Genomic DNA, 14,396 nt, shown 5'->3' with positions numbered 1-14,396 from the left:
TCATAATCAAAAAAGCCCTTTAGTGATATCACTAAAGGGCTTTTTTATTTAAAATAGAATTTCTAATTGGTACGTTTTAAAACTTCTAAAAGTAAACTCCAGAACTTTTGAACAGAAGTTATACTTACACGCTCATCTGGTGAATGCGCCCCTAAAATAGTTGGACCAAAACTGACCATATCCATTTCTGGATAATTTTGACCTAAAATACCACACTCCAAACCTGCATGACAAGCTACCACTCTAGGCTCATCTTTAAATAAACTTACATATGTATCTTTTACTACAGTAAGAATCTCAGAATTAGGATTAGGGTTCCATCCAGGGTAATCTCCACTAAATTCAACATCAAATCCACTTAATTCAAACGCCGATCGTAAAGAATTGGCTAAATCCAATTTTGCCGAATTTACCGAAGAACGGGTTAAACAACCAATGGTTATCTTACCATCTTCTACCTTTACCTTGGCAATATTGTTTGAGGTCTCTACCAAGTCATCAATTGCCCCACTCATGGCATACACACCATTTTGTGCCGCATAAATGGCTTTGACCATTTTTTCTTGCGCACCTAGACCCATCACTCTTTTAGCTGGTTTTATATCTTCAACCTCAATAATCAAATTCGGCTCTTGTTCTTTTAGTTCCTGAATGATAACATTGGACAGTTCTTTTACTTTCTTTAAAAAACTATCTGCCTGTTTACGTACAATATTCAATTTACAAACACTTTCCCTGGGAATAGCATTTCTTAGACTACCACCATTTAAAAAGCTAACGCGTACATTATGGTCTACCCCCAAGTATAGTAAACGGTTCATTATTTTATTGGCATTACCCCTGCCCCTATGAATATCCATTCCACTATGTCCACCGGTTAAACCTTTAACGGTAATTTGAAATCCCGCATCGCCATGTGTGCCCTCTTTTTCATTATATTTTCTAGTAGCGGTCACATCTATTCCTCCGGCACAACCAATATCAATTTCATCGTCCTCTTCAGTGTCTAAGTTTAAAAGTATCTCACCTTTTAAAACTCCCTCCTTTAATTCAAATGCACCCGTCATACCCGTTTCTTCATCTATAGTGAACAAAGCTTCTAGTGGCGGGTGAGGTATATAATTACTTTCTAAAAGCGACATAATAGCGGCAACGCCCATACCATTATCAGCACCCAACGTAGTACCTTTTGCTTTAACCCAATCTCCTTCAACGAACATTTCTATGCCTTGGGTATTAAAATCAAATTCAGTATCCGCATTCTTTTGATGTACCATATCCAAATGACTTTGAAGGGTAATCATCTTTTTACCTTCCATACCTTCGGTAGCCGGTTTTCTAATAATAACATTACCTGCTTCATCAGAAAAAGTTTCCAAGCCCAGTTTACTTCCAAATTCCAACATAAACGCAATTACCTCTTCTTCCTTTTTAGATGGTCTTGGCACTGCATTAAGCTTAGAAAAATTCCCCCAAACAGATGTGGGTTCTAGTTTATTGATTTCCATTCTACAATTTTCATGGTTAGATACCACAAAAGTACTCATAGAAAAAGGATTTCGCTATTTTTGGGTTAATGAAGATATCCTTTAAAACCTCCGTTGCCTTAACTATAATTCCTCAAATTATTGTTGTGAAATGGCTTGCTACCCGCACAGATTTAGTTGAACAATATTATAGCACAGGCATTTACCCCGTTATCTCTAATTTCTTCAGGCTTTTATTTGGGTGGATTCCTTTTTCCATTGGTGACCTTTTATATTTCACATTGACATTTCTTGCCTTGTTTTATTTAGTTAGAAAAAGAAAACACATTTGGCGACATAAGTTGAAATTCTTGGAAAACGTGGGTATGGTACTAGCCGTTGTTTATTTTACGTTTCATATTATGTGGGGCATGAACTACTACAGGGAACCCTTATCCCATAAATTACAACTTACCCCTAATAAAGAATATACAGACCTTTTAAAGTTCACAGAATTATTGATTCAAAAGACCAATGAATCTCAAGTATTCATTACCAAAGATTCTAGCTTAGCGGTAAAGATTCCCTACTCACAAAAAGAGATATTCAACAAAACCATAGATGGCTATAAACACCTTAAAACTATTCATCCGTTTCTTACCTATAACAACCCTAGTTTAAAAAGATCATTGTTCAGTACCGGACTCACGTATATGGGTTATGCGGGGTATTTAAATCCATTCACGAACGAAGCTCAGGTAAATGACCTATTGCCCAATTTTAGATTTCCTTTTGTTGCAGGTCATGAAGTAGGACATCAATTGGGGTATTCCGCTGAAAACGAAACAAACTTTATTGGCTACTTGGTCACATCTAACAACAAAGATCCATATTTTAAATATGCCGCCTACGCCTATGCTCTTGGTTATTGTTTAAACGATGTTAGGCGAACTAATAAAGAAGATTTTGACAGAATTATGTTGGCGCTAAATGATGGTGTAAAAAAGAACTTTCAAGAAATGGCCATTTTCTGGAATTCTTATGAAAACCCTATGGAACCCGTCTTTAAATCAATTTTTGATACGTTTTTAAAAGCTAACAATCAAAAAGAAGGTATAAAAAGCTATAACGCCGTGGTTCTATTTTTGGTTGCTTACCACAAAAACCATCCGCTTTAATCTACCTTCAAAAGTTCGTGATCTTAAAGCTTTATTTCGGGTCATTTTATAAAATATTAAGAAAATAATCATTATTCCTAATTACGGATATTTCAACTGTTAAACAAAAGTGAAATACACCGTATTTAGTGTATAATCCGTGTATTTTTAGAATACTAATTCAAACCAAACGTAATGAAAAAACTATTCTTTGCACTATGCCTACTCGGGTATGGTTCATTTTTAACTGCCCAAGATTATTTTCCGGAAAATGCCGGAGTAAAGGTCAACAATAACAATTATACCGCCTTTACCAATGCTAAAATCTATGTAACTCCAACACAAGTAATCGAAAAAGGAACTTTATTGATCCAACATGGAAAAGTGGTCAATGCATCAAGCAATGTCAATATTCCTAAAAATGCCGTGGTAATTGACTTGCAAGGTAAATCAATATATCCATCATTTATAGATGTATACTCAAAATTTGGGGTAGAACAAGCTAAAAGAAAACCAGGTCGTGGAAGATCCACCCAATATGAACCTTCTAGAGAAGGATATTATTGGAATGATCATATTATGCCGGAAAATAAGGCAATAGAAAAATTCACTTATGATGATAAGGAAGCCAAAACACTTAGAGCAGCTGGTTTTGGTGTAGTTAACTCTCACATTCATGATGGTATTGCCAGAGGTACAGGTGTGCTTATCGCTTTAAATGGAAAGGGTACCAATGCCAATAGAATTTTAGATGATCGTTCTGCGCAGTATTTTTCACTAAGCAGAAGTATCACTAAAGCACAATCTTACCCAAGTTCACTAATGGGAACATTAGCATTATTAAGACAAATGTATAGTGATGCAGATTGGTATGCTAAAGGGAACGCCACCACAACAGATCTTTCTTTAGAAGCATTGAACAGTAATAAAAATTTGGTTCAGATTATTGAAGCCAAGGACAAATCGCACGACTTACGTGCCGATAAAATTGGCGATAGTTACGGTGTACAGTACACTATTTTAGGCGGTGGAAACGAGTTTGAACGTATTGAGGAAATTAAGGCCACCAATGCAAAATTCATTATACCTATAAATTTTCCAGATGCGTATGATGTATCTAACCCATATGCGGTTGACTATGTTTCTTTACAGGATATGCGTTATTGGAACCAAGCCCCATCTAACCCAAAAGTGTTAGCGGATAACGGAATAAAATTTTCGCTTACTACATATGATTTGAAATCTCCGGCTAATTTTAAGGAGAAATTAATTAAAGCCATAGATTATGGTCTTTCATCGACCAAGGCATTAGAAGCGCTAACAACCGTTCCTGCAGAAATTTTGGGAAAATCAAATGAAATAGGGGCTTTAAAGACAGGCTACCTTGCCAACTTTTTAATTTCATCTGGCGACATTTTTGACAAAACTACCACCTTGTATGAAAACTGGGTACAGGGAACAAAAAGCGTTATCAACGCTATGGACGTTAAAGACATTCGTGGGGATTACCAATTAATGGTTCAAGGAAAATCTTATGACGTAGCTATTTCAGGAGATGTTTCAAAACCTAAAATTGAAGTTAAGCAAGATACGACCAAACTAAGTTCAAAAATTGCATATGACAACAATTGGGTAACCCTTTCATTCGCTACAGATAAGGGCGAAAAAACCTATAGAATGATTAGTGCCGTTACCAATACATCAGATAACCTATCTGGGCGATTGGTTTTACCAGACGGAACCGAATCTAAATTTACGGCGACCAAATCAAAATCTTTTACCGAAAAAGAAACTGAAAAAGAGAAAGCTGACAAATCTATACAGGTGGTACCGGTAACCTTCCCTAATGTTGGGTATGGCTTTGCCGCTAAACCAAAGGCACAAAATACCTTGTTCAAAAATGCTACGGTATGGACTAGTGAAGAAGCAGGTATTTTAAAAAACACTGATGTGCTGGTCAAAAACGGTAAAATAGCAAAAATAGGTAAAGACTTAGGTGCAGGTGGCGCTACGGTAATAGATGCTACAGGCAAACATTTAACCGCTGGTATTATAGATGAGCATAGCCATATTGCGGCGTTATCGGTAAACGAATCCGGTCAGAACAGTTCAGCAGAAGTTAAAATGGAAGATGTAGTAGACCCGGAGCATATGGGTATTTATAGATCACTTGCTGGCGGAGTTACCTCATTACAGTTACTGCACGGTTCCGCTAACCCTATTGGTGGTAGATCGGCCATATTAAAATTAAAATGGGGAGAAGAAGCTGATGGCTTGATCTATGACAATTCACCTAAATTTATAAAGTTTGCTCTTGGTGAAAATGTAAAACAAAGTAACTGGGGTAGTTTTTCGCGTTTTCCTCAAACACGTATGGGTGTAGAACAGCTGTACATGAACTATTTCCAAAGAGCCAAGGAATATGACACAAAAAAGAAAAATGGTGAGCCATATCGTTATGATGAGGAAATGGAAGTTCTTGCCGAAATATTAAATGGTGAACGCTTTATAAGTTGCCACTCCTATGTACAAAGTGAAATCAATATGATGATGAAAGTTGCGGAGCACTTTGGATTCAGAATCAATACTTTCACCCATATTCTAGAAGGCTATAAAGTAGCCGATAAAATGGCGGAACATGGTGTTGGCGCAGGAACATTCAGTGACTGGTGGGCGTATAAATTCGAAGTAAATGATGCTATACCTTACAACGCGGCAATTATGCAAAAACAAGGGGTTGTAACTGCCATAAACAGTGATGACAGAGAAATGATAAGAAGGCTGAACCAAGAAGCTGCCAAAACTATAAAGTATGGTGGCATGACGGAATTGGAAGCTTGGAAAATGGTTACCATAAACCCTGCTAAACTATTACACTTAGATGACCGTGTTGGTAGTATTAAAGAAGGTAAGGATGCTGATTTGGTATTGTGGTCCGGCAGTCCGTTATCGGTTTATTCAAAAGCCGAAAAAACAATGATCGAGGGTATTACCTATTTTGATTTAGAGACCGACAAAAAAAATCGTGAAGCCATCAAAAAAGAAAGAAATGAATTGGTCACTATGATGCTAAAAGAAAAAAGCAGCGGTAAAAAAACCCAAGGTCCTAAACAAAGTGTCAAAAGAGATTTCACTTGCGAAAGCCTTTAATAGTATAAGAAGTATTCAAAATATATAAAACTTTAAAAATGAAAAAATTAATAACCTTGATCATTGCCCTTGGCTTGGTATTACCGACCCTTGCGCAGCAGACACCGGGCAATAAACAAACCGAAGCTATTACCATTGAAGGAGCAACGGCTCATTTGGGTAATGGCGAAGTCATTGAAAGTTCACTTATAATGTTCGAAGACGGCAAGATTACCTTTGTGGGTGATTCTAAAATGAGAATTGCAAGAAAAGGCAAAGTAATAGATGCAACAGGCAAACATGTTTATCCTGGATTTATAGCGCCAGCGAAAACATTGGGACTGGTTGAGATCGATGCCGTGAGAGCTTCAAAAGATGAAGATGAAATTGGCGATTTTATTCCACATGTTAGAAGCTTAATAGCTTACAATGCAGAATCTAAAGTAGTAGAAAGCATGAGACCCAATGGAGTTTTAATTGGGCAAATAGCACCTTCTGGTGGTTTAATTTCAGGAACTTCAAGTATTGTACAATTTGATGCATGGAACTGGGAAGATGCGGCTATAAAGGTTGATGACGGCATTCATTTAAACTGGCCAAGTACTTTTAAGCAAGGTCGTTGGTGGGCAGGTGAAGACCCGGGTTACCATCCAAATAAAGACTACGCGGAAGAAATAGAAGCCATTGCTACCTTTCTTAAAAATTCACAAGCTTATGGCAAGACTACTCCTAAAGAAGTAAACCCCGCTTATGCAGCTATGAAAGGTATTTTCGACGGTACCCAAAAACTATATGTTCATGCAGATGATGAAAAGCAAATTATAGATGCCGTAAACACTTTAAAAGCTAATGGCGCAAAAGAAGTAGTTTTGATCGGGGGATACCATGCCTATAAAATTCCAGAATTTTTAAAGAGCAATAATATCCCTGTTTTAGTACAGTATACGCATAATCTTCCGGTATTTGATGATGATGATTATGACCTGCCTTACAAACTGCCAAAATTATTAATGGATGCTGGTCTATTGGTAGGTATTCAAAATGCAGATGCGGCAAATTTCCAGACTAGAAATTTACCTTTCTATGCGGGTCAAGCCGCTCAACAGGGGTTGGACAAGGAAAAAGCCGTTCAACTACTGACCGGAAATACAGCCAAAATTTTAGGTATTGATGACCAATATGGCACTTTAGAAAACGGTAAGAGCGCTACTCTATTTATTTCTGAAGGTGATGCTCTTGATATGGCCGGAAACATTTTAACCCACGCTTTCATAGACGGCAGAACAGTTTCTTTAGAGACACACCAAACTGAACTTTGGAAACGCTACATGGGTAAATACGAAGGCAAATAATTCCCAATTACAACATTGAACAAAAGAGGCTGCCTTATTCAGGGCAGCCTCTTTTATTTAGTATATTCTATACAATTATCTCTTAGCTAGCACATATCCTAAATATCCCATTGGCATATAGGCTACAATAATATCTAAAGCTGTAAACCACATTGGTCCGCCAAGCATAGCTATATTGACCGTACCTCCTATCAAAAAAAACAACCCTACCAAAAGTGCCATTAGCATTTTTTTACCAGCAGCTATTTTAGCGGCTACGAAAGCTCCTACCAATGTACCTAACGCATGTGCCAAAAAGGGAAAGATAAAATGTTTGGGTTCAAACAAATGCATTGTTGACTTTAACCCTTCCATAGTAGTAATGTCTCCTCCTTCAGGTGGTGGAATAATAGAACCACTTATCATAATTATTCCCATATTCACCATACTGCCTATAATAACTCCGGCAACGACAGCCAAAACGTTTTTTAATATTGGATTCATATCAAAAGATTTAATTGGTTACTATCTGGTCTTTACAAAGCGTACCACCTCTCCTACTTCATAAGCATTTTCCTTTGGCTCTAAACAAACAAAACCATCGGCCTTGGTCAAACTGGTTAAATCACCTGAGCCATTTTCTATGACCGGTGCCCCCCAAACAACTCCTTCTTTCAACTCCATTTTTACATGTATAAATCTAGTTAATGGCGGTACTATTTTTAAAGGAACACCTAGTTTAATATACAAATTTTCTATCTGAATACCCCAAGAAGCATACAACCACGGTAAAAAATATAGATGATAATTAGCAAATGTAGAGACAGGATTACCGGGGAATGAAAAAACCACAGTCTTTAACTTAGCATGTAAACCAAACCAAAAAGGTTTCCCGGGTCTTTGTGCTACCCTATGAAACACTTTTTCCACACCAAGGGATTCCATAACATCCGGAATAAAATCAAACTTACCCTTAGATACGCCTCCACTTAATAACAGAACGTCATTTTTAATCAGCGCCCTCTCCAATGCTGTTTTAATACTTTCCTTATCATCTAAAAGATGTAACGAGCTTGAAGGTATTGTACTGTTCATTAATGCCGCCTTAATGGTCAGCATATTTGATTTTCTAATTTGATGCGGTTCTGGCAACTGGTCAACCTCAACCAATTCATTACCGGTTGCTATGGTACAAATGTTCGGGTTCACTTTTACCTTGACTACAGATTTACCCACAGAAGCCAAAACACCAATTTCAGCAGGTGTAATTTTAATTCCTTTAGAAAGAATTACGGCACCAGCCTTTTCGTCACTGCCTTTGTAGTGAATATTTTGGCCTTTGGTAACTATTTCGTTAATGGTAACCTTGTTATCTTTAATAGTGATATGTTCATACATAATCACGGTATCGCAATGTTTAGGAACTACCGCACCCGTCATAACCTCTAAACATTTACTTGTATCATTTAAAGTTTGTTGGGCAACACCTGCCGCAGCTACCCCTTCTATAGTATAAGCATGCCCGTTTTCCAACAAACTTGAAAATTGAACAGCAATACCATCTTTGGTAGCCCGATCAAAAGGTGGAAAATCACGATCCGCAAGAACATCTTCAGCTAAAACTCTATTTAAGCTGTCCATCAGCTTCACCTTTTCTGCTCCCAAGTCTAAGCGATGATCAATTACTTTTTCAAATGCCTCTTTAAATGTAATCATAGAATTAAAGGTAAAATTATAATGTAAACTGCTATTAAATGAACATCATCATATTAAGATGAAAACAAACTTAAACCGTTGACCAACAATACTCTTACACCCACCACAAAAACAAGAAGTGCGGTTACTCTTTTAATTCCATTGGCAGAAAGTTTCTTTAAACTAATGCGAATACCCAACTGCCCCCCAAGAAGAACAGCTATAACCAAACATAAGGTTTCTTTTAAAGGCAATGAAAGTGAATTGCTGGTAATTAGACCAAGTAAACCCGAGATAGAATTGACCAATATAAAGAAGCTGGCGAGGGCAGCAATTTTAATAGCCTTTTTCCATCGTAAATGATTTAAGATCGGAGCCAAAAAAATACCGCCTCCAATTCCTACCAATCCAGATAAAAAACCTATTCCAGCACCTAATAAGTAACTCATATAATTTGGATAGTCATGTACTTCTTGCTTTGTCTTGTTCAATTCAAATGTCTGAATAGCCAAGAATAAAGCTGAAAGGATAAGGGAGCACCCAAGAATAATAAAAAACACACTTTCCTTAAGACGAAAGGTAGCTCCAATATATGCCAAAGGAATACTAGTTAACACAAACGGCAGAAAATCCTTGAATTTTGCATGTCCATTTTTAAAATAAAGATAGGTACTACCGGAAACCACCACCAAATTGCAAACCAATGCTATGGACCTAATGGCAAAAAAGCTGGTCAAAAAAAGAGTCAATAGCGCCAAATAACTAGATCCACCACCAAAACCGACCGAAGAATATAAGGTAGCTATGATAAAAAAACCAACACATAAAAGCAGTAATTGCTCAATAGGTATCAACATAATTTTTCATCTGGTTCATGCCTCCGACCACATTTACAAAATCTTTACCAGGATATAGTTCTTGAAGCTTGGCTATTGCCTTTTTACTGCGTACGCCAGACTGACAAATAACATATACAGTTTTCTCTAAATTCAACTCGCTACTTCTATCTGCTAACTCGCTTAGAGGTATGTGCTTAACCTGGTCAATATGCTGTCTTTGATATTCTTTTGGTGTACGAACATCTAACAATTCAATAGCCCCTTCTGAAAGCAACTGTTGAAGGGCATTGGCTTCAATAGATTTTAAGGGTAAATCACAATTAAATTCATAACTCTTCTCCAGAACCTTAATCTCATTATGACCAGGCTGTAACTTAAATCTAATACGTTGGGTACGTTGGGTAAGTGTATCACACAAAAGTAAAATACCAGTTAAAACTTCCCCTAGATCCGTTATTATTTTTATTGCTTCCAATGCCTGTAAGTTTCCAATAATTCCCGGTAAAATTCCCAAGACTCCGTTTTCATTACAATTGGGTACAGCATCGGCAGCCGGCATGGTAGGGTACAAACAACGATATGTTGGTCCGCCTTTATAATTAAAAACACTTACCTGCCCTTCAAAAGCATGCAAAGCCCCATAAACAAATGGTTTATTCAATATAACACAAGCATCGTTTATAAGATACCTTGTCGGAAAATTATCTGTAGCATCAACAACAAGATCATATCCTTCAATAATTTCAAGAGCATTATCAACAGTCAAAAAAGTATGATATGTTCGTATTTCGGTAGATGAGTTTTGGGCAGATAATTGACTTTTAACCGCTTCAACTTTAGAAATACCCACCATAGCTTCTGTAAACAACACTTGACGGTGAAGGTTGGATAATGAAACTACATCTGCATCTACAACACCAAGGGTACCTACCCCCATGGCATTTAAATAAGTTAATACAGGAATACCTAGACCGCCAGCACCTACTACCAGTACTTTTGCCTTCTGTAATTTCTGTTGCCCTTCAATTCCAAAACCCGCTAAAGTGATTTGCCTCTGGTAACGATCTTGGTTCATAATGAAATTTTTAGGAATGCCTCTTCATATTCTGCCTTGGAATTCGCATTTAACAATACTTCTTTATGTTCTGGGAATACCAAATGAACATCTGCATTGATCAAAAATTTTCTAGGACATGAACCATTGCCCGCCTCTAAGTAGGCGACCGATCGTTTTAGAGCCTCTGGCTCCCAAATAGCACAAAGTGGTTCTGGCAACGGGTTTTGCTTGTCGGCAAAAGCACTGGCTATTTTGCCTGTATTTCTTGAAGCGATTAATTCTTCCAAAGCTTTTTTATCCATTAAAGGCAGATCGCAGGCCAGAACCAACCAAGCTGCATCTGGGTGGGCTTTATGTGCAGAAAGCAAACCATTATAGGGTCCGCGAAACTCATCTTTATCAACTATGGTATCAAAAGCATTTGAAATTTCATCTTTTTGGTCTTTGCGGATACTTAAAAATGTTTGGTCACAAACCTCATTCAACAATGAATATAAATGCTCACGTTGTGGAAGTTCATGATATTTGATCAAACCCTTATCTTCTCCCATCCTAGTACTTTTCCCTCCGGATAGCACTAGCCCATATAACTTATCTTTGGAAATCATTTTTTCCTCCTGTTTTTTGTTCTAGTTGAATTGTACCGATTACAATATCTTGAGAAAGTGCCTTACACATATCATAAATGGTCAAAGCAGCAACTGATACACCAGTTAATGCCTCCATTTCCACTCCCGTTTTCTCATTACATTTTACAGTACATGTTATTTGAAAAGCGTTTACAGAAGGAGTGATATCGATATTGATTTTAGACAAGTTTATCTGATGACAAAGAGGTATTAGCTCAGACGTTTTCTTTACACCTTGTATACCTGCTATAACAGCAGTTTGCACAATACTTCCCTTTTTACCAACAAAATCTTGATCAGACAAAGATTTAAAAACCTCTGAAGGAAATTGTATAGTACCACTAGCAATGGCAGTACGTACTGATGCTGTTTTTTGAGAAACATCTACCATGGTAGCATTCCCAGATTCATCTATATGTGATAATTTCTTCTGCATTAGCCTCCTATTGAAGTCATTGAATTACTGAATACGTCCTTATATTTTTCTTGCGCCTCAAAACCAGTTTTAGCACGACTGCCTACAGCCTTTAAAATTTCTTTTTTGATATTTTCCTCCATATCATCCGCTCTCATTAAATCTCTAAGATTTGCGCTTGCTTTAGCATACAAACAAGAAATAACATCACCTGTTGCCGAAATTCTTAAACGATTACAACTACCGCAAAATGTTCTACTAAAAGATGGGATTACTCCAAAAGTTCCTTTAAAACCTGGAATTTTATAATTTATAGACGTTGATGTCTTTGGAGATTCCAATTTATAATAATCTGGGTGTGCGCTTTTAATATGCCCTAGAATAGTTTTAAAATCCCACTTTATAGTCTGAAATTCTTTTGACCCACCGTTAAAAGGCATTTCTTCCAAAAAGCGAACCGAAACATTGTAATGTTTAGTTAGTTCAAGCATGGGTAAAATATCATCTGTATTCTGACCATCTAACGCAATAAAATTGATACGAACATTAAACCCTTCGGTTATTAAACGAATCATGTTATTATATACAACATCATACTGATTGCGACGTGTAATTCGTTCAAAAGTCTCACGATTATTGGCATCCATGCTTACGTTAATGTTCTTAATGCCCAATTGCTTTAATTCATCTATATATGGACCAATTAAAGTAGCGTTAGTAGTGACGGAGATATCTTTTAGACCGTTTAATTTAGATAAGCTTCTCAGCAAAACCATAAGATCCTTGCGTACAAAAGGTTCACCACCAGTTATTCTAATCTTATCTATTCCTTGAGAAACCACAATTTCACTTAACCTCACAAGCTCATCTATAGTAAACAACTTATCATTTTTAGCAAAGTTTATCCCCTCTTCTGGCATACAATAATTGCAACGCAGGTTGCAACGATCTGTCACTGCCAATCTCAGGTAATTAATTGCTCTATTATGGTTATCTACTAACATACTTTTAAAAATACAAGTTCAAGAATCAAATTCGAGTTCAATAACATCTATACTCCAATCTCTTTACTCTTTTATCTAATTTCTATTCTCTATTTTCTAACTTCTCTTATCCAAAAATCACGGATGTGCCGAAACCCAGACAGATTTATTTTTGAATTTCTCTTTTTTCCAAATAGGAACTGTTTCTTTTAGTGTATCTATTAAAAACCTGCATGCCTCAAAACAAGCATCCCTATGCGCAGAAGATGCCCCTACAACAACAACGGGCTCTTCAACCCCTTTTTCGCCTACGGCATGTCGCATGACTACCTTGTTCAAAGTCCATTTTTCAAAAGCTTTATCCGCAATTTTATCCATCTCTTTCAATGCCATTGCCTGGTACGTTTCAAACTCCAGGGCAACCACTTCTTCATTATTGGTAAACTCACGAACAGCACCTACAAAAACACAAATTCCGCCACTTTTGGCATCGCTCAACTCTGCATATACCTTTGCCGTATCTATATCATTAACAATTTCTATTACTTTCTTCATTAGCCTCCGCTTACAGGTGGTATAATTGCAATTTCCTCATTACCGGTCAAAGTCAAAGTATCATCTGCATACTCGCTATTAACGGCAACCGCTAGCGAATTCAGCTTTGAAAACTCAGGGTAAGCATCTATTAATCTCTTCTTTAACGAGCCAACGTTAGCCGGCTTTAATTCGTCATTAAAGTTAATCTCAGAACTACCCACAATGTCTTTGGTAATACCGAAAAAAAGTACATTCATATCCGTCTAAAATTAGATAAATTCCAAGTTAGGCATAAAAAATAAGGTGCCATAAAAATGGCACCTATTTTAAAAAAATTATATGATTTTGAGAAAAGACCTACTGGACCGTTACAGCATTCTCAGGTTTGGAATAAAACCCTTTTGGCTGTGCCTGAGTAGATATACTTGCGTTTTCAAAATTAACGGTTTTAGCAGGTTCCTTAACCTTTCCCTCTTCAACTTTATGCCAAGTAATTGCCTTAGGCAATAACACCTCATCAACTTTGTTCCATTCAGCATAGTTGATCCAACTAATTTTGTCCGATGGTTCACCACTAAAATAAGTCATGGTATAGCCCAACCATTTCATTTGGTACGTATCTGCATCATAATGAATATAATATTCATCCGTAGAAGATGACCCAACCCCTGCATTATAAGAAATTTTATAACCTGGGTAAGACACACCGTCATAAACCATAGCATCTACTTCTTCATATTTTATACCATCATCGGACAATACGAATGGCATAGCATAGAAATAGAACATTAAATTATGATAGAACTTTGGTTTACCCTCATAATCACCAGTTTTGTCCAAAAGCCAAACTTCTTTTCCATCGTACCCTATAGTATTGGCAGGTGTAGATATCTTATCGAATCTCTTGTGAAGGTCAATAGTTTGAACTTCATTGAAACCTTCTTTGGGCATTTCAAAAATTAAAGTTTTATAACTTTTCCATGCTTTTAAACCTCCATGAGCTTCAAAAACTTTATTCAACTCAGTTGGATATTTATCCGAATCTACCATTTTCCCAACCTCATCTACAGGGGCTGCAGCCTTTTCTTTATTAGGAGCTTGCTTACATGAAAATACTGCTAAGGCCAAGACCAAAAGGTAAAGTTTGTTCATCATTTT

At 36.9% G+C, this 14,396-nt stretch carries 14 protein-coding genes; 3 read left to right on the top strand and 11 right to left on the bottom strand.

Annotation, left to right across the window (positions count from 1 at the left end):
* Window positions 1-62 precede the first annotated feature (62 nt).
* Window positions 63-1,547 carry an aminoacyl-histidine dipeptidase gene (locus CSC80_RS10065; RefSeq protein ID WP_236973369.1) on the bottom strand — a complete coding sequence of 495 codons (1,485 nt, stop codon included), beginning with the start codon at window positions 1,545-1,547 and terminating at the stop codon, window positions 63-65.
* A gap of 29 nt (window positions 1,548-1,576) precedes the next feature.
* Here CSC80_RS10065 and CSC80_RS10060 point away from each other — a divergent pair, with 29 nt between their 5' ends.
* The 3 genes from CSC80_RS10060 to CSC80_RS10050 all read left to right on the top strand — a co-directional run bounded on the left by CSC80_RS10060 (window position 1,577) and on the right by CSC80_RS10050 (window position 7,104).
* Entirely contained in the window at window positions 1,577-2,644 is a 1,068-nt protein-coding gene (locus CSC80_RS10060; protein ID WP_099191549.1) for a DUF3810 domain-containing protein, read from the top strand.
* 174 nt (window positions 2,645-2,818) lie between these two features.
* Window positions 2,819-5,773 (top strand): amidohydrolase family protein, encoded by a 2,955-nt coding sequence (locus CSC80_RS10055; RefSeq protein WP_099191547.1) that lies wholly within the window; start codon window positions 2,819-2,821, stop codon window positions 5,771-5,773.
* Between the two features lie 38 nt (window positions 5,774-5,811).
* The gene (locus CSC80_RS10050) at window positions 5,812-7,104 is read left to right on the top strand and encodes an amidohydrolase family protein (RefSeq protein ID WP_099191545.1); all 1,293 of its coding nucleotides are present in this window, start codon (window positions 5,812-5,814) and stop codon (window positions 7,102-7,104) included.
* A 75-nt stretch (window positions 7,105-7,179) separates the two neighbouring features.
* Here the strand turns inward: CSC80_RS10050 and CSC80_RS10045 are convergent, their stop codons facing one another.
* The 10 genes from CSC80_RS10045 to CSC80_RS10000 all read right to left on the bottom strand — a co-directional run bounded on the left by CSC80_RS10045 (window position 7,180) and on the right by CSC80_RS10000 (window position 14,393).
* On the bottom strand, window positions 7,180-7,587 hold the full coding sequence (locus CSC80_RS10045) for a hypothetical protein (protein ID WP_058103342.1): 408 nt from the start codon (window positions 7,585-7,587) through the stop codon (window positions 7,180-7,182).
* A 21-nt stretch (window positions 7,588-7,608) separates the two neighbouring features.
* Window positions 7,609-8,799, bottom strand: a complete 1,191-nt coding sequence (locus CSC80_RS10040) for a molybdopterin molybdotransferase MoeA (protein ID WP_099191543.1) — start codon at window positions 8,797-8,799, stop codon at window positions 7,609-7,611.
* 53 nt (window positions 8,800-8,852) lie between these two features.
* Complete coding sequence (locus tag CSC80_RS10035; protein WP_091605502.1) at window positions 8,853-9,635, bottom strand: sulfite exporter TauE/SafE family protein; 783 nt, start codon at window positions 9,633-9,635, stop codon at window positions 8,853-8,855.
* Window positions 9,619-10,692: a HesA/MoeB/ThiF family protein gene (locus CSC80_RS10030; protein ID WP_099191541.1), complete on the bottom strand. Its 1,074-nt coding sequence runs from the start codon at window positions 10,690-10,692 to the stop codon at window positions 9,619-9,621. The genes CSC80_RS10035 and CSC80_RS10030 overlap by 17 nt, the downstream gene beginning before the upstream one ends.
* The gene (locus CSC80_RS10025) at window positions 10,689-11,282 is read right to left on the bottom strand and encodes an NTP transferase domain-containing protein (protein WP_099191539.1); all 594 of its coding nucleotides are present in this window, start codon (window positions 11,280-11,282) and stop codon (window positions 10,689-10,691) included. Before CSC80_RS10025 ends, CSC80_RS10030 begins: the two co-directional genes overlap by 4 nt.
* A complete protein-coding gene (gene moaC / locus CSC80_RS10020) occupies window positions 11,266-11,739 on the bottom strand; it encodes a cyclic pyranopterin monophosphate synthase MoaC (RefSeq protein ID WP_058103347.1) in 474 nt (157 codons plus the stop codon). The genes CSC80_RS10025 and moaC overlap by 17 nt, the downstream gene beginning before the upstream one ends.
* On the bottom strand, window positions 11,739-12,722 hold the full coding sequence (moaA, locus tag CSC80_RS10015) for a GTP 3',8-cyclase MoaA (protein WP_099191537.1): 984 nt from the start codon (window positions 12,720-12,722) through the stop codon (window positions 11,739-11,741). The genes moaC and moaA overlap by 1 nt, the downstream gene beginning before the upstream one ends.
* A gap of 117 nt (window positions 12,723-12,839) precedes the next feature.
* The gene (locus CSC80_RS10010) at window positions 12,840-13,256 is read right to left on the bottom strand and encodes a molybdenum cofactor biosynthesis protein MoaE (protein WP_058103349.1); all 417 of its coding nucleotides are present in this window, start codon (window positions 13,254-13,256) and stop codon (window positions 12,840-12,842) included.
* Window positions 13,256-13,495, bottom strand: coding sequence for a MoaD/ThiS family protein (locus tag CSC80_RS10005; protein WP_074673050.1), 240 nt, complete (start codon window positions 13,493-13,495; stop codon window positions 13,256-13,258). The genes CSC80_RS10010 and CSC80_RS10005 overlap by 1 nt, the downstream gene beginning before the upstream one ends.
* Window positions 13,496-13,595: 100 nt before the next feature.
* Window positions 13,596-14,393, bottom strand: coding sequence for a DUF6503 family protein (locus CSC80_RS10000; RefSeq protein ID WP_236973368.1), 798 nt, complete (start codon window positions 14,391-14,393; stop codon window positions 13,596-13,598).
* Window positions 14,394-14,396 lie beyond the last annotated feature (3 nt).

Source organism: Maribacter sp. 6B07 (assembly GCF_002700155.1).
Classification (GTDB): domain Bacteria; phylum Bacteroidota; class Bacteroidia; order Flavobacteriales; family Flavobacteriaceae; genus Maribacter; species Maribacter dokdonensis.
This window is presented reverse-complemented; position numbering and strand designations above follow the sequence as displayed.

Excerpts from the sequence above, each read along its gene's own strand:
- CSC80_RS10055 (WP_099191547.1), top strand. The coding sequence starts at position 2,819 with ATGAAAAAACTATTCTTTGCACTATGCCTACTCGGGTATGGTTCATTT.
- CSC80_RS10040 (WP_099191543.1), bottom strand. The coding sequence starts at position 8,799 with ATGATTACATTTAAAGAGGCATTTGAAAAAGTAATTGATCATCGCTTA.
- CSC80_RS10010 (WP_058103349.1), bottom strand. The coding sequence starts at position 13,256 with ATGAAGAAAGTAATAGAAATTGTTAATGATATAGATACGGCAAAGGTA.
- CSC80_RS10005 (WP_074673050.1), bottom strand. The coding sequence starts at position 13,495 with ATGAATGTACTTTTTTTCGGTATTACCAAAGACATTGTGGGTAGTTCT.
- CSC80_RS10030 (WP_099191541.1), bottom strand. The coding sequence starts at position 10,692 with ATGAACCAAGATCGTTACCAGAGGCAAATCACTTTAGCGGGTTTTGGA.
- CSC80_RS10050 (WP_099191545.1), top strand. The coding sequence starts at position 5,812 with ATGAAAAAATTAATAACCTTGATCATTGCCCTTGGCTTGGTATTACCG.
- CSC80_RS10025 (WP_099191539.1), bottom strand. The coding sequence starts at position 11,282 with ATGATTTCCAAAGATAAGTTATATGGGCTAGTGCTATCCGGAGGGAAA.
- CSC80_RS10060 (WP_099191549.1), top strand. The coding sequence starts at position 1,577 with ATGAAGATATCCTTTAAAACCTCCGTTGCCTTAACTATAATTCCTCAA.
- moaC (WP_058103347.1), bottom strand. The coding sequence starts at position 11,739 with ATGCAGAAGAAATTATCACATATAGATGAATCTGGGAATGCTACCATG.
- CSC80_RS10065 (WP_236973369.1), bottom strand. The coding sequence starts at position 1,547 with ATGAGTACTTTTGTGGTATCTAACCATGAAAATTGTAGAATGGAAATC.
- CSC80_RS10045 (WP_058103342.1), bottom strand. The coding sequence starts at position 7,587 with ATGAATCCAATATTAAAAAACGTTTTGGCTGTCGTTGCCGGAGTTATT.
- moaA (WP_099191537.1), bottom strand. The coding sequence starts at position 12,722 with ATGTTAGTAGATAACCATAATAGAGCAATTAATTACCTGAGATTGGCA.
- CSC80_RS10035 (WP_091605502.1), bottom strand. The coding sequence starts at position 9,635 with ATGTTGATACCTATTGAGCAATTACTGCTTTTATGTGTTGGTTTTTTT.
- CSC80_RS10000 (WP_236973368.1), bottom strand. The coding sequence starts at position 14,393 with ATGATGAACAAACTTTACCTTTTGGTCTTGGCCTTAGCAGTATTTTCA.